General features: G+C 74.7%; 21 protein-coding genes. 12 read left to right on the forward strand and 9 right to left on the reverse strand.

Going from position 1 to position 16,505, the window contains the following annotated elements:
* Positions 1–4: 4 nt before the first annotated feature.
* Entirely contained in the window at positions 5–544 is a 540-nt protein-coding gene (locus Ae150APs1_RS15230) for a bifunctional nuclease family protein (protein WP_010243631.1), read from the reverse strand.
* Positions 545–596: 52 nt separating this feature from the next.
* Complete coding sequence (locus tag Ae150APs1_RS15235) at positions 597–1,334, reverse strand: SDR family oxidoreductase (protein ID WP_075298342.1); 738 nt, start codon at positions 1,332–1,334, stop codon at positions 597–599.
* Positions 1,335–1,459: 125 nt separating this feature from the next.
* Between Ae150APs1_RS15235 and Ae150APs1_RS15240 the strand changes: the two genes are divergently transcribed.
* Together Ae150APs1_RS15240 and sigJ are read left to right on the forward strand one after the other, a co-directional pair.
* Positions 1,460–2,506, forward strand: a complete 1,047-nt coding sequence (locus tag Ae150APs1_RS15240; protein WP_075298344.1) for an FAD-dependent oxidoreductase — start codon at positions 1,460–1,462, stop codon at positions 2,504–2,506.
* Positions 2,503–3,384: an RNA polymerase sigma factor SigJ gene (gene sigJ, locus Ae150APs1_RS15245; RefSeq protein WP_075298347.1), complete on the forward strand. Its 882-nt coding sequence runs from the start codon at positions 2,503–2,505 to the stop codon at positions 3,382–3,384. The genes Ae150APs1_RS15240 and sigJ overlap by 4 nt, the downstream gene beginning before the upstream one ends.
* A gap of 322 nt (positions 3,385–3,706) precedes the next feature.
* Here the strand turns inward: sigJ and Ae150APs1_RS15250 are convergent, their stop codons facing one another.
* Positions 3,707–4,696: an AraC family transcriptional regulator gene (locus Ae150APs1_RS15250; protein ID WP_145982848.1), complete on the reverse strand. Its 990-nt coding sequence runs from the start codon at positions 4,694–4,696 to the stop codon at positions 3,707–3,709.
* Between the two features lie 133 nt (positions 4,697–4,829).
* Between Ae150APs1_RS15250 and Ae150APs1_RS15255 the strand changes: the two genes are divergently transcribed.
* The 3 genes from Ae150APs1_RS15255 to Ae150APs1_RS15265 all read left to right on the forward strand — a co-directional run bounded on the left by Ae150APs1_RS15255 (position 4,830) and on the right by Ae150APs1_RS15265 (position 6,490).
* On the forward strand, positions 4,830–5,669 hold the full coding sequence (locus tag Ae150APs1_RS15255) for an NmrA family NAD(P)-binding protein (protein ID WP_075298350.1): 840 nt from the start codon (positions 4,830–4,832) through the stop codon (positions 5,667–5,669).
* Positions 5,666–6,082 (forward strand): anthrone oxygenase family protein, encoded by a 417-nt coding sequence (locus Ae150APs1_RS15260; protein ID WP_010243637.1) that lies wholly within the window; start codon positions 5,666–5,668, stop codon positions 6,080–6,082. Before Ae150APs1_RS15255 ends, Ae150APs1_RS15260 begins: the two co-directional genes overlap by 4 nt.
* A 129-nt stretch (positions 6,083–6,211) precedes the next feature.
* The gene (locus Ae150APs1_RS15265) at positions 6,212–6,490 is read left to right on the forward strand and encodes a hypothetical protein (protein ID WP_075298353.1); all 279 of its coding nucleotides are present in this window, start codon (positions 6,212–6,214) and stop codon (positions 6,488–6,490) included.
* Between the two features lie 85 nt (positions 6,491–6,575).
* Here Ae150APs1_RS15265 and Ae150APs1_RS15270 read toward each other — a convergent pair whose 3' ends face one another.
* On the reverse strand, positions 6,576–8,042 hold the full coding sequence (locus tag Ae150APs1_RS15270; RefSeq protein WP_075298355.1) for an oligopeptide:H+ symporter: 1,467 nt from the start codon (positions 8,040–8,042) through the stop codon (positions 6,576–6,578).
* 87 nt (positions 8,043–8,129) lie between these two features.
* Entirely contained in the window at positions 8,130–9,152 is a 1,023-nt protein-coding gene (locus Ae150APs1_RS15275; protein WP_075298358.1) for a Gfo/Idh/MocA family oxidoreductase, read from the reverse strand.
* Positions 9,153–9,279: 127 nt separating this feature from the next.
* Here Ae150APs1_RS15275 and Ae150APs1_RS15280 point away from each other — a divergent pair, with 127 nt between their 5' ends.
* Positions 9,280–9,687 carry a VOC family protein gene (locus Ae150APs1_RS15280; RefSeq protein WP_060574549.1) on the forward strand — a complete coding sequence of 136 codons (408 nt, stop codon included), beginning with the start codon at positions 9,280–9,282 and terminating at the stop codon, positions 9,685–9,687.
* A 75-nt stretch (positions 9,688–9,762) separates the two neighbouring features.
* Here the strand turns inward: Ae150APs1_RS15280 and aroQ are convergent, their stop codons facing one another.
* From aroQ to Ae150APs1_RS15295, 3 genes are read right to left on the reverse strand one after another with little or no spacing between them, the layout of a single operon-like run.
* Positions 9,763–10,236 carry a type II 3-dehydroquinate dehydratase gene (gene aroQ / locus Ae150APs1_RS15285; RefSeq protein WP_010243642.1) on the reverse strand — a complete coding sequence of 158 codons (474 nt, stop codon included), beginning with the start codon at positions 10,234–10,236 and terminating at the stop codon, positions 9,763–9,765.
* 19 nt (positions 10,237–10,255) lie between these two features.
* Complete coding sequence (locus Ae150APs1_RS15290; RefSeq protein WP_075298361.1) at positions 10,256–10,924, reverse strand: response regulator transcription factor; 669 nt, start codon at positions 10,922–10,924, stop codon at positions 10,256–10,258.
* The gene (locus tag Ae150APs1_RS15295) at positions 10,921–12,147 is read right to left on the reverse strand and encodes a sensor histidine kinase (protein WP_139316925.1); all 1,227 of its coding nucleotides are present in this window, start codon (positions 12,145–12,147) and stop codon (positions 10,921–10,923) included. The genes Ae150APs1_RS15290 and Ae150APs1_RS15295 overlap by 4 nt, the downstream gene beginning before the upstream one ends.
* Before the next feature lie 167 nt (positions 12,148–12,314).
* On the opposite strand from Ae150APs1_RS15295, the gene Ae150APs1_RS15300 reads away from it, so the two are divergent.
* Genes Ae150APs1_RS15300 through Ae150APs1_RS15315 form a run of 4 tightly spaced genes read left to right on the forward strand, consistent with a single transcriptional unit; the run spans position 12,315 to position 14,148 of the window.
* Positions 12,315–12,815 carry a DUF1707 domain-containing protein gene (locus Ae150APs1_RS15300; RefSeq protein ID WP_083680149.1) on the forward strand — a complete coding sequence of 167 codons (501 nt, stop codon included), beginning with the start codon at positions 12,315–12,317 and terminating at the stop codon, positions 12,813–12,815.
* Complete coding sequence (locus tag Ae150APs1_RS15305) at positions 12,812–13,312, forward strand: hypothetical protein (RefSeq protein WP_075298364.1); 501 nt, start codon at positions 12,812–12,814, stop codon at positions 13,310–13,312. The genes Ae150APs1_RS15300 and Ae150APs1_RS15305 overlap by 4 nt, the downstream gene beginning before the upstream one ends.
* 31 nt (positions 13,313–13,343) lie before the next feature.
* Complete coding sequence (locus tag Ae150APs1_RS15310; RefSeq protein WP_075298368.1) at positions 13,344–13,676, forward strand: metalloregulator ArsR/SmtB family transcription factor; 333 nt, start codon at positions 13,344–13,346, stop codon at positions 13,674–13,676.
* On the forward strand, positions 13,660–14,148 hold the full coding sequence (locus tag Ae150APs1_RS15315; protein ID WP_075298370.1) for an SRPBCC family protein: 489 nt from the start codon (positions 13,660–13,662) through the stop codon (positions 14,146–14,148). The genes Ae150APs1_RS15310 and Ae150APs1_RS15315 overlap by 17 nt, the downstream gene beginning before the upstream one ends.
* Before the next feature lie 19 nt (positions 14,149–14,167).
* Here Ae150APs1_RS15315 and Ae150APs1_RS32095 read toward each other — a convergent pair whose 3' ends face one another.
* On the reverse strand, positions 14,168–14,662 hold the full coding sequence (locus Ae150APs1_RS32095) for a DUF1992 domain-containing protein (protein ID WP_170918092.1): 495 nt from the start codon (positions 14,660–14,662) through the stop codon (positions 14,168–14,170).
* Positions 14,663–14,746: 84 nt separating this feature from the next.
* On the opposite strand from Ae150APs1_RS32095, the gene Ae150APs1_RS15325 reads away from it, so the two are divergent.
* Both Ae150APs1_RS15325 and Ae150APs1_RS15330 read left to right on the forward strand, forming a co-directional pair.
* A complete protein-coding gene (locus Ae150APs1_RS15325) occupies positions 14,747–15,412 on the forward strand; it encodes a nuclease-related domain-containing protein (protein ID WP_010241465.1) in 666 nt (221 codons plus the stop codon).
* Between the two features lie 93 nt (positions 15,413–15,505).
* Positions 15,506–16,450, forward strand: a complete 945-nt coding sequence (locus Ae150APs1_RS15330) for an alpha/beta hydrolase (RefSeq protein WP_075298375.1) — start codon at positions 15,506–15,508, stop codon at positions 16,448–16,450.
* Positions 16,451–16,505: the final 55 nt, after the last annotated feature.

Below are 16,505 nucleotides of genomic sequence, written 5' to 3' on the forward strand. Positions count from 1 at the left end.
GGGCCTACTTGAAGTCGTCCGGGGAGACCTCGTCGATGAAGTCCCGGAACTGCTGCATCTGCTGCTCCGGCGGATCGGACGGCTCGCCGCCGGTCGCCGCCCGGGTCTGGGCGGCGAGCCCGCTCGCGTCCTCGGACTCCGGCGGGAGCACGTCCTCGACCGGCTGGCCGACCTCCTCGAGCACGTGCTCGGCCATGCCGATCGGCAGGCCTTCGCGGACCGCGATCGCCAGCGCGTCGGACGGCTTCACGTCCAGCCGGGTGCCGCCGTCGAACACGAGCTCGGCGGAGTAGACGCCGTCGGTGAGGTCGCTGATCTCCACCGAGTCCAGGGTGCGGCCGAGCGCCGCGACGACCGGGAGCAGGACGTCCTGGGTGAGGGCGGTCGCGGCGTCGTCGCGGCGGCCCGCGGCGATCACCTCGGCCTGCGGAGGGCGCAGGAAGACCGGGACGCAGCGGTCCCCACCGGCCTCGCCGAGCAGCAGGACCGGCTGCCGCGAGCGAGCGTGCACGATGAGTCGCAGGACGTGCATCGTCCGGGTCATCGCCGCATTGTCCCCGGGCGGGGCGTCGTGCAGCGTCTCACTACGAGACGCCTCAGCCGCGGGCCAGCCAGGGCATCGCCGTCGCGGCGATCGTGAGGAACTGGACGTTCGCCCCGAGCGGCAGGCCCGCCATGTAGGTCACGGCCTCGGCGACGTGTGCGACGTCGAAGGTCGGCTCCGGCCGCGTCGTGCCGTCGGCCTGCCTCGCCCCGGTCGCGATGCCCGCGGTCATGTCGGTCGCCGCGTTGCCGATGTCGATCTGCCCGCAGGCGATCCCGAACTCCCGGCCGTCGAGCGACAGCGACTTCGTGAGCCCGGTGATCGCGTGCTTGGTGGCGGTGTAGGCGGCGCTGCCCGGGCGCGGGACGTGCGCCGAGATCGACCCGTTGTTGATGATCCGGCCGCCCTGCGGGTCCTGGGCCCGCATCGCGGCGAAGGCCTCCCGGGCGCACAGGAACGAGCCGGTCAGGTTCACCGCGACGGTGTCCCGCCAGGCGTCGACGGCGATCTCGTCGACGGTGCCACCGGGCCCGAACGTGCCCGCGTTGTTGACCAGCAGGTCCACCCGCCCCCAGCGCTCGCGGACCGCCGCGAACAGCGCGGCGACGGAGTCCGGGTCGGCGACGTCGGTGGCGACGGCGAGGGCGTCGGCATGGCCGGCCGCGACGGCGTCGAGCCGGTCGGCGCGACGCCCGGCGAGCGCGACCCGCCATCCGGCGTCGAGCAGCCCGCGCGCCACCGCCTCGCCGATGCCCGATCCGGCCCCGGTCACCACCGCCACACCGCTCATGCGACCCACCCTGGCACGGACCTCGGGTGTGACGCCCCGCACAGCGCGTCACGGGCGGGGGTCCGGCCGGTGTCCCGTCCCCGACCGGCCGTACGGCCGGTCCGACGAGCGCGAAGGGGACGGTCATGGGACACGCGGTGCTGGTGGTCGGGGCGGGCTACGCCGGTGTGACGGCGGCGAACCAGCTGGCGGGTGCGGCCGAGGTGACGGTGGTGGACCCGCGGGAGGAGTTCGTCGAGCGGATCCGGCTGCACCGGCTCGTCGCCGGGAGCGGGCCGGCGACGGTGCCGCTGTCCCGGGTCCTCGACCCGCGGGTCCGGACGCGGACGGCCCGGGTGACCCGGATCGGTGACGGCGTCGCGACCCTCGACGACGGCGGCGAACTGCGGTTCGATCGCCTGGTGTACGCGGTGGGCAGCGGCGGTGCGACCGGGCCCGCCGGCGCGGGGTACCGGGTGGACACCCTGGAGGCGGCGGCCCGGCTGCGCGACGCCGTCGCCGGGCTCGGCGCGGGTGCGGTCGTGACCGTCGTCGGTGGCGGCCTGACCGGGATCGAGACGGCGACGGAGCTGGCCGCCGCCCGCCCCGACCTGGTCGTGCGACTCGTGACCGACGGCGAGGTCGCCACCGGGATGGGCGCGCCGGGCCAGGAGCGGGTGCGGGCGCGGCTGCGCGAGCTGGGGATCGGCCTGCGGGAGCACGCCGCCGTCGGCGACCCGGCGGGGCTCGGCGCGGACGTGGTGGTGTGGGCGACCGCGCCGGGCGTCCCGGACCTGGCGCGGCGCAGCGGTCTCCCGGTGGACGACAGCGGCCGCCTCCGCGTGGACGCGACGCTGACCAGCGTCGGGGACCCGCGCGTCGTCGGGGCCGGGGACGCCGTCGCCGCGCCCCCGGAGGTCGGCTTCGTCCGGGCGAGCTGCCAGGCGGCCATCCCGCTCGGCACGGCGGTGGCGCGGACCGTCCGGGCGGGCCTGCGCGGCCGGCCCGCACCGGTCGCGTCGATCGGCTACCAGGCACAGTGCCTCGCGCTCGGGCCCGGGGCGGGCCTGGTCCAGCTGGTCGACCGCCGGGACGCACCGCGGCGGCTCGCGATCGGCGGGCGGGCCGGCGCCGTCGTGAAGGAGCAGGTCTGCCGGTACACGCTGCGCGCGATCCGGGGGCGGGTGGCGTGACCGGGCCCGACGACGATCCGCTCGCCGCGTTCCACCGGCACCGCGGGCTGCTGTTCCGGCTGGCCTACGAGATCCTCGGCAGCGTCGCCGACGTCGAGGACGTCCTGCAGGACACCTGGCTGCGCTGGACCGCCGTCGACCACGACACGGTGCAGAATCCCCGGGCCTATCTGGCCCGGATCGTCACCCGGCAGGCGCTGAACCGGCTGCGCAGCACCGCCAGGACCCGGGAGACCTATCCCGGTCCGTGGCTGCCCGAACCGCTGCCCACCGACCCTGCGGGTGCGGACGAGCAGGTCCTGCGCACCGACGACGTGACGGTGGCGATGCTGCTGGTCCTGGAGAAGCTGTCCCCCGACGAGCGGGCGGTGTTCGTGCTGCGGGAGGCGTTCGGCCTCGACCACGCCGAGATCGCCGAGACCCTCGGCCGGCCGGAGGGCACCGTCCGGCAGATCGCGCACCGGGCCCGCGAGCACGTGCGGGCGCGCCGGCCGCGGTTCACCGTCCCGCCGGACCGGGCACGACGGGTGGCGGAGGCGTTCGTCGGGGCGGCGCTCGGCGGCGACCTGACCGGGGTCACGGCGCTGCTGGCCCCGGACGCGGTCTCGGTCGCCGACGGTGGCGGGAAGGTCTCGGCGGCGCGCCGCCCGGTGCACGGCCGGGAGCGGGTGGCCCGGCTGCTGGTCGGGCTCACCCGGTACCCGCTGCCGGGTGCCGGACCGGAGTTCGGGGTGTTCAACGGCCTGCCGGGGATCCTGCTGCGCGACGGCGACACGGTCGACACCGCGTTCCTGATCGAGGTCTCCGAGGTCGACGGCGCGGACCTGGTCACCGCGGTCTACGCGGTGCGGAACCCGGAGAAGCTGGCCCACCTGTGATCGCGCTGTATCCACATCTCTACCCAAACCGCTAGAGCGCAGCAGAGAACCCGACGCTCGTGCTCTCTCCGGCACTCTCGCGTCAGCACTAGAAAACGGCATACGACGACATCGACGGCCCCATCGAGCTGTCTACCGTTTTCTAGCGCTGCACCGAGATACGCGCAGACAACGGCATCGACAGCCTTCGATGCCGCGCCATACCGCTCTCTACGATCGCTCCGATACAGCGGAATGCGGGGCGATCGAGCCCGTCCCTCTCTGCGTCGCCGCAGCGTAGCACCCCTGCATCGAACATGTGTACGACACCCCCGGTGTGTCGTCAGACCGGGCCGGCGAGGAGCTCGAGCCCCGCGGGACCGCGGGTCGCCGCCCGGCGCCGCACCTGCCCGGCCGGTTCCCCGACCACCCGCGCGAAGGCCCGGGTGAACGCCGCCTCGGAGCGGTAGCCGAACCGGTGCGCGGTCTGGGCCACTGTGGCATCACCCCCCGACAGGACGTCGACGGCTGCCTGCATCCGCCACCGGGTCACGTACGCCATCACGGGTTCGCCGACCAGCTCGGTGAACCGGGCCGCGAACGCCGAGCGGGACATCGCCGCCGTCGCCGCGAGGGACGCGACCGTCCAGTCCCGCTCGGGCTCGCGGTGCACGGCGGCGAGCGCGCGGCCGATCCGGTCGTCGGCGAGCGCGCCGAGCCAGCCCGTGCGCGCCGCCGGGTCGCGCTCCAGCCGGCCGCGCACCGCCTGGAGGACGAGCACGTCGGCCAGCCGCGTGATCACCGCGTCGCTGCCGGGGCCACCGTCCTCGACCTCGGCGGCGAGCAGCCGCAACGTGTCCTGCACCCGGTCACCGAGTGGCGACGGCTCGATCCGGAACAGCTCCGGGAGCCGGTCGACGAGATCGCGGGCGGCGGGATGCCCGAACCGCAGCGCCCCGCACACCATCCGCGTCACCGGACCGTCGCCACCGTGCCGGAGCAGCCCGTAGCGGCCGCCGATCACCGGGTGCGGGATGGACCGGATGTCCGGGGCGAGGACGCCGGGGGCGCTCCGCAGCGCGTGCCCCGTCCCGTGCGGGACAACGACCAGCTCCCCCGGCCGCAGCGCCTGCTCCGCGCCGTCGCCGGCGACCGTCAGCCGTCCGCCGCCGGAGGTGACGACGTGGAACCAGAGGCAGCCCGGCGTCGCGGGCAGCGTCATGCCCCACGGCTCGCCCAGCTCGGAGCGGCAGTAGAAGACGCCGTCCATGCGCAGGACGTGCAGCGCCTCGCCGAGCGGGTCGGCGACCGGGAACGGCGGCGCGGCGGACACCGGGACAGCATGACAGTTCATCCACAGTCCGTCCCCAGGTGTGGACGTTCGAGCAACGATTGTGGATAACGGGAGATTCTGCGTCCGGAAGATCGCGGTGATCGTGGACGGACACTGACGAGAGGAGCACGTCATGATCACCGTTCTGGGCGCGACCGGGAACGTGGGTTCGCAGGTCGTCCGGGAGCTGTCCGCGGCCGGGGTGGAGGTCCGCGCGGTCTCCCGCGGCGCGGGTTTCCGCGGCGACATGGGCGACCCGTCGTTCCTGCGCCGCGCGTTCGACGGGGCGGCCGCCGCCTTCGTCCTGCTCCCGCTGGACGTCACCGAGCCCGGCTACGCGGCGCACCAGGCACGGCTCGGGGAGTCCGTCGTCGCCGGGCTGCGCGACAGCGGGGTGCCGCGGGTGGTCGCGCTGAGCTCGCTCGGCGCGGAGGTCCCCGGCGGGCCGGACCTCTCCGCGACCGGGTACCTCGGCACCCTGCACGACCAGGAGGTCCGGCTCGCGACGCTCGACGCCCGCGTCACCCGGATCCGGCCCGGACTGTTCCTCGAGACGTTCCTCGCCGCGGCCGGCGCGATGCGGGCGCACGGGGTGCACGCCGACACGATCGACCCGGGCGTCGCACTGCCGATGGTGGCGACCCGCGACGTCGGCCGGGCCGCCGCGGCGGCGCTGCTCGACGCGGACGCGCCGGAGATCGTGGAGGTGCAGGGCGCGGCGGACCGGACGGTGCCCGCGGTCGTCGCCGCGCTCGGACCTGCACTGGGGATGCCGGACCTGTCCTACGTCCGCCTCCCCGACGACGAGATGGAGCAGGTCCTGCGGCAGGCCGGGTTCCCGGCGGACTCCGCCCGGCTGCACGTGGCGATGCACCGCGCGTTCAACGAGGGCCGGGTGCGTGCGCACGGCCCTCGCCCCGGCGCCGGGGACGCCCTGACCGTGGAGGAGTGGGCGAAGGGGATCGCGTCGTGAGCCCGCTCGACGCCGTCGCCGCGACCGGCGCAGGCCTGCTCGGTGGCGTCTACCTGGCGTTCTCGGTCGCGGTGCTGCCGGCGCTGCGCCGCAGGCCGGAGCAGGAGGCGGCCGCGGTGATGCGCGCGGTGAACCGGGCGATCGTCAATCCGGTCTTCCTCGTGCTGTTCCTGGGCACCGCGGTCGCGGCGGCGGCCGTGCTGGTGACGGGGGTGCTCACCGGGGCGCCGCTGCGGATCGGGGCCGGGATCGCCGTCCTCGCCGGGTTCGTCGTGACGGCGGCGGTGAACATCCCGCTCAACGACGCCCTGGAACGTGGCGGGGAGTGGGCGGCGTTCGCCCCGCGGTGGACCCGCGCGAACCACGTCCGGGGCGCCCTGTCGGTACTCGGCGTGGTGCTGTCGTACCTCTGAGTCGAACATGTGTGCGACATCTCGGGGACACCCCTGGCCGCGGGACGGGCGCGGGAGGCACGCTGGTCCCGCGCCCGCTCCCCGGGCGGACCGGCTGCTCCGGCAGCGCCAGCCCGACCCCGGGGGAGCATGAACGCCCACGAACGACGCCGGCTCGCGGCCCTGCGCACCGACCGCGAGACCGTGCTCGCGGCCGCCGTGCGGCTGCGGCACGAGGCGGTGCAGGCGCACTACGCCGGGCTGGCCCGCCCGGAGATGGCCTTCGGTCTCGCGTCGGTCCTCGAACTGCTCGCGATGCGGATCGCCGACCAGCCACCGGACGTCCGGGCACACGTCGTGCGGGTCGCCCGGGAGATGACCGGCGACGGGATGGACCGGCCCTCGGTCCGTCGTACCCGCCGCCGGTGATCCCGGCCCGTCCACAGGCAGGCCGAGTTGTCCACAGGTGTGCACACAGCTGGGGACAGCTCGAACCGGCGTTCGAGAAGGGGCCTCAGCGCACGCCTTCCATGAGCACCTTGAGCTTCGGGACGGTGGCCATGACGACGATCCCGACGACGATCGCGGCCACACCGGTGATCCCGAAGTAGGCCACCTCGTTGTCCGCGGTGTAGAGCTCGGCGAGCAGGCCGGACATCACGGTGCCCATGGAGACCGAGAGGAAGAACAGGGCCACCATCTGGGTCTGGAACACCTGCGGGGCGAGCTTCGTCGACAGCGACTGGCCGACGGGCGAGGTGAACAGCTCCGCCAGGCAGAAGACCAGCAGGATGACCACGAGGGCGAGCAGCGGGGTCCCGTTCGGCCCTGTCCCGGCGAACGGCACGAACAGCAGGAAGGCGAGTCCGACGACCACGGTGCCGATCGCCATCTTCATCGGGGAGGACGGCTGTCGCGGTCCGAGCTTCGTCCAGACCGTCGCGTAGACGCCTGCCAGCAGGATCACGAAGACCGGCTCGATGGACTGGCTCCAGGCCGGGGGCATCTCGAAGATCCCGAAGATCGACCGGTCGAGCCGCTCCTCCGAGTAGATCGCCAACACCGTGAAGATCTGCTGGAAGATCGCCCAGAACACCGCACTGGCGATCCACATCGGCAGGAACGCCAGGACGCGTCGCCGCTCGATCCGCTCCACCCTGGGGCTCGAGAGCATCAGCGTGAAGTAGCTGATCGTCGCGACCACCACGATGCCGAACACGATCCACTTCAGCCGGTCCGCGGTGATGACGTCGGTCGCGACGAGGACCGCGATCGCAGCCAGCACCAGGACGGCGCCGACCAGGACCCGGCTGCGGGCGGCCGCCGGGAGCGGGTTGGGGACCACCCAGCCCGTGGCGGGGAGCTTGCGTCGGTTGAACCAGTACTGGACCAGGCCGAGCGCCATACCGATGGCGGCCAGACCGAAACCGAGGTGGAAGCCCCAGACCACGCGGAGGCCGTCGGTCAGCAGCGGACCGGTGAAGGCACCGATGTTCACGCCGAGGTAGAAGATCGAGAAGCCGGCGTCGCGGCGGTCGTCGCCCGGGCCGTAGAGGGTGGCGAGGATCGTGGAGGCGTTGGCCTTGACCCCGCCGCTGCCGAAGGCGACCAGGACGAGGCCGATGGCGAGCCCGGTGGCGCCGGGGACCAGGGCCAGGGCGATGTGCCCGGCGATCACCGAGAGCGCGCTTCCGAAGAGGACCCGCTCGGGGCCGAACATCCGGTCCGCGACCCAGGCAGCGACGATCGTGGAGAGGTAGACCGTCCCGCCGTAGGCGCCGACGATCCCGGCCGCCGTGCCCTGGTCGATCCCGAGTCCGCCCTCGGTCACGGCGAAGTACATGTAGTACAGCAGGATCCCCTGCATGCCGTAGAAGGAGAAGCGCTCCCACATCTCGACGCCGAACAGCGTCCCGAGCTGTGTGGGGTGGCCGAGAAAGGTCTTCTCGCGGCCCTCTGGTGGTGTGGTGAGGTCGGTCACCGGGCCCGGTTTACTCGCTGGTTTGCACGAGGTAAAGGTCTTGCACCCGACTGTTAGCTCACAGCAACGAGCTGCGACGGCGCGGCCTCACAGCGTGGCCGGGCCCTCCTCCGGCACCATCCCGATCCGGTCGGCCACCGCGGCCATCACGTCCTGCACGGCGACGGTGTCCGCCAGCGGCATCACCGGGCTCTCCGTCTCGCCGGCGGCGACCCGGCGGGTCACCTCCTCGATCTCGTGCGCGTACCCGCGCCCGGTGGCGGGCAGCACGATCTCCTCCGGGTCGGCCCCGTGCCGGTGCACGACGATCCGGTCCGGGTGGTGGAACCGCGGCGGCACCTCGATCCAGCCCTCGGTCCCGATGACCCGGGCCGAGCCGGGCATGGCGCACTGCAGACTGACCTGCAGTGCGGCGCTGCGGCCGTCGGGCCAGCCCAGCAGGATCGACTCCTCGAGGTCGACGCCCGTCGGGGCCAGCGCGCCGCTCGCGGCGATCTCGGAGGGGCTGCCGAGCAGCATCTGGGCGAACGAGATCACGTAGACGCCCAGGTCGAACAGCGCACCGCCGCCCAGCTCGGGCGAGAAGAACCGGTCGTCGGCGGCGGTCCGGTTCCGGACGCCGAGGTCGGCCTGCACCGAGCGGACCTCACCGATCGCGCCCTCCGCGACCAGCTCCCGCAGCCGGACGACGGCCGGGAAGAACCGGGTCCACATCGCCTCCATCGCGAAGACGCCGTGGTTGCGGACCGCCGCGGCGACCTCACGGGTGCCGACGGAGCTGACCGTGAAGGCCTTCTCCACCATGATCGCCTTCCCGGCCTCCAGCGCCGCCAGCGCCATCGCCCGGTGCTGCGGGTGCGGGGTGGCGACGTAGAGGACGTCGACGCCGGGGTCGTCGAGGATCGCCCGGTATCCGGTGTGGACGCGCTCGATCCCGTGCCTGCGGGCGAACGCCTCGCCGCGTTCGGCCGACCGGGACGCGACCGCGACCAGCTCGGCGCCGGGGACGTGCGCGAAGTCCGGTGCGACGCTGTCGGCGATCCGGCCGGGCCCGACGATCCCCCACTTCACGGTGCCGGTGCTCGCTCCGCCTGCGTTCCGATCGGTCATGCCCCCGATCCTGCCGGACCGCCCGGAAAAATCCTGAGCCCGCCCGATGAGTTCCCGGGAGCGACCCGGTCTCCCCTTTCGAACGGCACCGGAACCCCGGCGCCACAGCACATCCCAGGAGCCCCCGATGCCGAACATGATCTTCGTCAACCTGCCGGCGAGCGACCTGGACGCCTCGAAGGCGTTCTACGCCGCGCTCGGGTTCACGCTCAACGAGCAGTTCTCCGACGAGCAGACCGCCTCGTTCGTGATCAGCGACGCGATCGTCGCGATGGTCATGACCGAGAAGCGGTTCGCGGAGTTCACCAAGCAGTCGTCGGTGGCCGACGCGGGCACCGCCCGCGAGGTGATCAACGCCCTCGGGGCGGAGAGCCGCGAGGAGGTCGACCGCATCGCCGACGCCGGCCTGGCCGCCGGCGGCACGCAAGGCGGCGAGACCCAGGACCACGGGTTCATGTACGGCCGCAGCGTCGACGACCCGGACGGCCACCGCTGGGAGTTCGTCTGGATGGACCCGTCGGCCATGGAGGGCTGAGCCGGGCGTCCGGGCCGTCGCACACGAGGGGGTGCGGCGGCCCGGTCCCGCGTCCGGACCGTGGGCGCGCCCGCCTCAGACCGACCGCAGCGGCCGGGCCTTCCGGACCAGGCCGTCGATGGCCAGTGCGTACCCGTCGATGCCGAACCCGACGACGATCCCGGTCGCGACGGGCGAGACGTACGAGTGGTGCCGGAAGGTCTCCCGGCCGTGCACGTTCGAGATGTGCACCTCGACGGTCGGGAGCTCGGTGCCCTCGATCGCGTCGTGCAGCGCGACCGACGTGTGGGTGTAGGCGGCCGCGTTCAGCACCAGCCCGAGCGCCTCACCACGCTTGACCGCGCTCCCGGCCTCGTGAATCCAGTCGACGAGGGTGCCCTCGTGGTTGGTCTGCCGGAAGTCCAGCGCGAGGCCGTGGTCGCCGGCGCTGCGGCGGCACAGCGCCTCGACGTCGGCGAGCACGGTGGTGCCGTACACCTCGGGCTTGCGGGTGCCGAGGAGGTTCAGGTTCGGGCCGTTGAACACGAACACCGTCGTCGTGGAGGTCACCCCCGGGATCCTCGCACCCTCACCCGGTCCAGCCCGGCCGGACCAGCCCCGACTCGTAGGCCACCACCACGAGCTGGGCGCGGTCCCGCGCACCGAGCTTCGTCATCGTGCGGCTGACGTGCGTCTTCGCCGTCGTCGGGCTCATGTGCAGGCGGTCGGCGATCTCGTCGTTGGACAGTCCGGCGGCGACCTCGGCAAGCACCTCGCGCTCCCGCTCGGTGAGCGCGTCCAGCCGGGGCGACGCGGCCGGGCCGCCGCGGCTCCGGGCGGCGAACTCGGCGATCAGGGTGCGGGTCACGGCCGGCGCGAGCAGGGCCTCGCCGCCGTGCACGATCCGGATCGCGTGGATCAGGTCGGCCGGTTCGGAGTCCTTCACCAGGAACCCGCTGGCGCCGCCCCGGATCGCCTCGAACACGTACGAGTCGTCGGTGAAGGTCGTCAGGACGATCACCCTCGTCCCGCTCAGGCCCGGGTCGCCGGTGATCTCCCGGGTGGCCGTGAGGCCGTCGGTGCCGGGCATCCGGATGTCCATCAGCACGACGTCGGGCGCCTGGGCCCGGGTGGCGGCGAGTGCCTCCGCGCCGTCCCCGGCCTCGGCGACGACCTCGAGATCGGGCTGGGAGCCGAGCAGCGCCCGGAACCCGGAGCGGACGAGGGCCTGGTCGTCGGCCAGCAGCACGCGGATCACGCGTCCACCCTCCCGGCTCCGACGGCGCCGTCGCCGTCCGGCTCGCCGAGCGGCGCGGCGGGGAGCCGGGCGTGCACCCGGAACCCGCGCTCCGGCCCGGGGCCCGCGTCGAGCGTGCCGCCGACCGACCGGGCCCGTTCCCGCATGCCGGTCAGTCCGGTCCCCTCGACCGCGTCCCCGGCGGGGCCGGTGCCGTCGTCGTCGACGGTCAGCTCCAGCTCGCCGGCCGGGAACCGCAGCGTGACGACGGCGGCCGCGGCCCCCGCGGGCCGGCGGGTGTTGGTCAGCGACTCCTGCACGATCCGGTAGGCGGCCAGGTCGACGCCGGTCGGCAGCGGCCGGGGCTCGCCCTCGGTGCGCCGGTCGACCGGCAGCCCGGCGGCGCGGACCTCGTCGAGCAGCGCGTCCAGCCGGTCCAGGCCCGGGGTCGGCAGCCGGGGTGCCTCCTCGTCGACGGCGCGCAGCACGCCCAGCGTCGAGCGCATCTCGCGGAGCAGGTCGCGGCTGGCCCGCTTGATCTCGGTGAGCGCGGTCCGGGCCTGCTCCGGGTCGTCGTCCATCAGGAACAGCGCCACCCCGGCCTGCACGTTGATCAGCGAGACGTGGTGACCGAGCACGTCGTGCAGCTCCTGCGCGATCCGCAGCCGCTCCTCGCCCGCCCGGCGGCGGCGCTGCTCCTCGGCCGCGCGGCGGGCCTGCTCCATGCGCTCCCGGCGGACCCGCCACAGCGCGCCCACCGCGAACAGTGCCAGCAGCCAGGCGAGGACCGGACCACCCGCGGTCCACGGCACCGGGCGTCCGCTCAGCAGCACCCAGCCGACCAGCACGACGGCGGCCGCGACGACCACCACGAGCGCCCGGTGGTGCAGCCCGGCGGCGACCGCGGCGACGATCGCGACCCCGAGCGCCAGCCCGGTCGGGCCGGCCGGCGGGTACCCCAGCCCCAGGTAGGCGACGACGGCCCCGGCCGCAACGGCCAGCGCCACGATCCGGTCGGCCCGCCGGAACACCAGCGCGAGCGGCCCGATCGCCAGCAGGACGACGGCCAGCCCGTCGATCGACGGCCCGCCACCGGGGAGCACCGGGCCGCCGTACCACTCCCAGCCACCCCGCCGGGCCGCGCCGAACGCCGTCCCACCGGCGGTGAGCAGCGCGACGACGGCGGGCAGGACGAGGGTCCGCACGACCCCGCCCCACCAGCGCGGACGGCGATCGGCGGGCACGGCGACACGGTAGACCGCGACAGCGGCGGCGGGCGTCGTCCGGGCGGTGACCGGCCAGGTACCCCGTGGGGAGTACGCCCGCCCGCCGCCCTGCCACCCGGGCAGCAGCCGGATCGGCGACCGCGGACGGACGCGTGCGGGCACGTCCCGCAGCCAGGCTTGCCGCCATGACGACCACACCGGACACCACCGACGAGGTCCCGGCGGTCACCACGACCGACGCGGTCCCCGCACCCACGACCAGCACCGGCGACGACGCCGTCCTCGCCTCCGACGCCGAACGCGAGCACGTCACCGACCGGCTCCGGCACGCGGCGGCCGAGGGCCGCCTGACCCTCGCCGAGGCCGACGAGCGCCAGGCCGCTGCCTACGCCGCCCGGACCCGCGCCCAGCTCGTCCCGCTGCTGGCCGGCCTGCCGCCGACGCCGCAGCCCCGCAGGCCCCGGCGCGGGCCACTCACCCCGCGGGCCCGCCGGATCCTCGGCGTGCACGCCGGGATCACCGTCGCCGTGCTGCTGTTCCTGGTGGTCGCGGCCGTGTTCGGCCCGGCTCCGCTGTTCATGCCGATCGGGCCGGCGTTCTGGCTCGGGCTGATCCTGTTCGTGCACTCGCGGCGGGCCGAGCGCGAGCCGTCGCCGGACGAGGCCGTCCCCGCGGAGCTCCGGTGACCGCCACGGCCGTCCCCTCCGCCCGAGCCGCACCGGCCCGGCGGCTGCCCCGCCGGGCACGGAGCGGTCTGCGCACCGGGCACGTCGTGCTCGCCGCCGGCTGGACCGGCCTGTCCCTGGTGATGCTCGTGCTGCCCGCGTCGGTGCTGGTGCAGGGGGCCGGGGCGGGCTTCGCGGTCCCGGCGATGGCGCTGGTCGGCAACGGGATCATCCCGTTCTTCGCGGTCGGCACCGTCCTGACCGGGGCCGCCCTCGGCATCGGGACGCCGTGGGGGCTGGTCCGGTACCGCTGGGTGGTCGCGAAGACCGTGCTGGCGCTGACGGTGATCGTCGGTTCGGTCGTGCTGAACACCGGATGGATCGAGGCCGCCGCCGCGGGGGACGACCGGTCGCTGCTCTGGTCGCTCGTCCTGAGCTCGGCGGTGCACCAGGTGATGCTGCTGACCGCGACGGTGCTGTCGGTGGAGAAACCCTGGGGCCGGTGGCGCCGCGCTTGACACGCAACCTTTTGGTTGCATAATTGGCCGCGTGACCGACGTCGACGCCGTCTTCCGGGCCCTCGCGGACCCGACCCGGCGGCAGATCCTCGACCGGTTGCACGAACGGGGCGGGCAGACGCTCGGCGAGCTGTGCGATGGCCTGGAGATGAGCCGGCAGGCGGTCTCCAAGCACCTCGGGCTGCTGGAGTCCGCCGGGCTGGTGTCCGCCGTCCGCCGCGGCCGGGAGAAGCTCCACCGTCTCGACCCGGTGCCCATCCAGGAGATCCACGACCGGTGGATCGGGAAGTTCGAGCGCAGCCGGGTGCAGGCGATCACGTCCCTGCGCGCCGCGCTGGAGGACGACGATGACCGAGGCACCTGACCGCACCTACGTCTACACGACCTACATCCGCAGCACGCCCGAGCAGGTCTTCCGGGCGCTGACCACGCCCGAGTTCACGATGCAGTACTGGGGCGGCGCCGAGCTGACCTCGGACTGGCAGGTCGGCAGCCCGCTCGAGGCCGTACACCCCAACCGCGACGACTTCATCGGGAGGATCCTCGCCGTCGAGCCGCCGCACCGGCTCTCGTACACCTTCACCGGGCGGGCGGAGGAGGCCGCGGGACGGCCGCCGACGGTCGTCGAGTTCGGGATCTCGGCGTTCGGCGAGGAGGCGGTGAAACTGCAGGTCACCCACACCGGCTTCACCCCGGACGAGCAGGGCACCCAGGACATGCGCGACGTCGGCGAGGGCTGGCCCGCGATCCTCGCGGCGCTCAAGACGTTGCTGGAGACCGAGCGTCCGCTGGCCTCGCCCGGCCACTTCGCGCCCCGGGTCCCGGCACGCAGCTGAGGCCGCTGCACCGCCCCGGTCAGTGGCGCCGCAGCAGGCGGCGCCACCACCCGCGGCCGGGCGGCGGGGCGCCGGCGGCGCGTGCCGGCGACGGTGCCCCGGCCGCCGGTCCGGTACGGCGCGGCGCGCGGCCGGCCCGCCAGCGGGCCACCACCTCGTCGGCGTCGAGCTTCCGGATCGGCACCCGCGGCCCCATCGGGTATCGCATGAAGTCGACGACCCGGGAGTTGACCTCGTCGACGTGCTCGCGGACCCGGCGTTCGTCGGCGAACCGCACGACCGCCGCGTCGATCCCGTCGAGCTCCTTGCGGAGCTGGACCGACGGCGGGAGCAGCGCGTCGCCGGAGAGTCCCTCGCGCCGCAGGTAGCCGCGGACCCACCAGTTCTCGTCGACCGGGCCGGTGGTCCCGGCGCCCGGCAGCGGGCGGCCCCTGCCGGGCAGGTCGTCGAACTCGCCCCGCTCGGCCGCCTCCCGGACGGCCCGGTCGACCGGCGACTCGAATCGCGGATCCACGGCCACCACCCCCTCGCGACGGTACCGGCGCCGCCACCACCGCGCGGCCCGGTTCCTATCGGGGGTCGGGTCCACACTCCGCCCATGACGGACACGACAGGCAGGACCGGGACCCACGACACCGTCGACCGTTCCCGCACACTCGACCTCGCCCAGCACTACCCGGGGCGCCGGGCGGGCCACGTGGCCGCCCACGTCCGCAGCGCCGGCCGGCCCGACCGGAACTGGCGCCTCGGTGCCGACGGTGAGGTGCGCACCGCGCACCTGCTGGAGCGGCTGACCGGGCGGACCCGGCGCGACCGGCTGCTGGGCAGGCCACCGCGCTGGCGGGTGCTCCACTCGGTCCCGCTCGACGGCGGCGCGGCCGACCTCGACCACGTCCTGATCGGCCCGCCCGGGATCTGCGTGATCAACACCCGGCACCACCGGCACCGCACGGTCCTCCTCGACGGCGACCGCCTGGTGGTCTCGGGTGTCGCGACGGACGCGATCCCACGGGCCCGTGCGGAGGCCCGGCGGGTCCGGGAGCTGCTGCTCCCCCGGCTGGGGCCCGGTGCCGCCGACGTGCGGGTCCGGCCGGTCGTCGCGGTGGTCGGCACCCCGATGCGGGTCCGGCGCTGGCCCGACGACGTCGTCGTCGCGACCGAGGGGGCGCTCGTGTTCGCGCTGCGCGGGATGGCACCGGCCCTCGGCGCCGCCGAGGTCGACCACATCCACACGGTCGCCCGCCGCCCGGACAGCTGGAGCTGAGCGCCCGGTCCCGGTGCACGGCCGGGCACGACGACGGGGGCTCGGCCATGATCGGACGGGCGACGGACGGGCCGTCGCGGGGGAGGTACACGGGTGGGCACCGACCGGACCGCAGCGACCGACCGGATCGCCCGGGAGCTCCGGCGCCCCGTGCGCCGGGTCCCGCCGCTGCCGCTGCACCTCCCGTGGCTGCTGCGGCTCGGGCAGCGCCTGTCCCGGCGCGGCCGCCCGGTCGCCGTCGACGGCGTCCGCACGACGACCGAGCCGGGCCCGCCACCGGTCCGGATCTACGTGCCCGACCACCGGGCGTCCGGCGGCGCGCTCCTGTGGATCCACGGCGGTGGCCTGGTCCTCGGCTCACCGATGATCGACGAGAAGCGCTGCGGCACGCTCGCGGCCGAGCTCGGCGTGGTCGTGGTCTCGGTCGACTACCGGCTCGCCCCCGGTGACCCGTTCCCCGCCGCGGTGGACGACTGCCACGCCGCCTGGACCCGGCTGCGTGACGACACCGCCCACCTCGGGATCGACCCGGGCCGGGTCGTCGTCGGAGGGGCGAGCGCCGGGGCCGGCCTGGCCGCGGCCCTCGCGCAGCGGCTGCACGACGAGCAGGGACCGCAGCCGCTCGCGCAGTGGCTCTTCTACCCGATGCTCGACGACCGCACCGCCGCCCGCCGGGAGCTCGACCTGCCCCGGCACCGCGTGTGGAGCAACCGCAACAACGAGGTCGGCTGGCGCAGCTACCTCGGGCACGCGCCCGGCACCGTGACCCCGCCGCCGTACGCCGCCCCGGCCCGGCGCGAGGACCTCGCGGGTCTCCCACCGGCCTGGATCGGGGTCGGCGACGTCGACCTGTTCCACGACGAGGACGTCGACTACGCCGACCGGCTCCGCGCCGCGGGCGTGCCGGTGACCCTCGACGTCGTGCCCGGCGCACCGCACGGTTTCGACGGCTGGGGCACCGGCACCACGATCGCCGACGGCTTCAGCGCCCGCGCCGTCGACTGGCTGCGCGGCACGCTCGAGCCCGGTGAGCATTGACCGTCCGACTCGCCGTGACGGACGATCCGGCGAGATCGATCCGACGCACGAGGCG

The organism is Pseudonocardia sp. Ae150A_Ps1, assembly GCF_001932315.1.
Lineage (GTDB): Bacteria > Actinomycetota > Actinomycetes > Mycobacteriales > Pseudonocardiaceae > Pseudonocardia.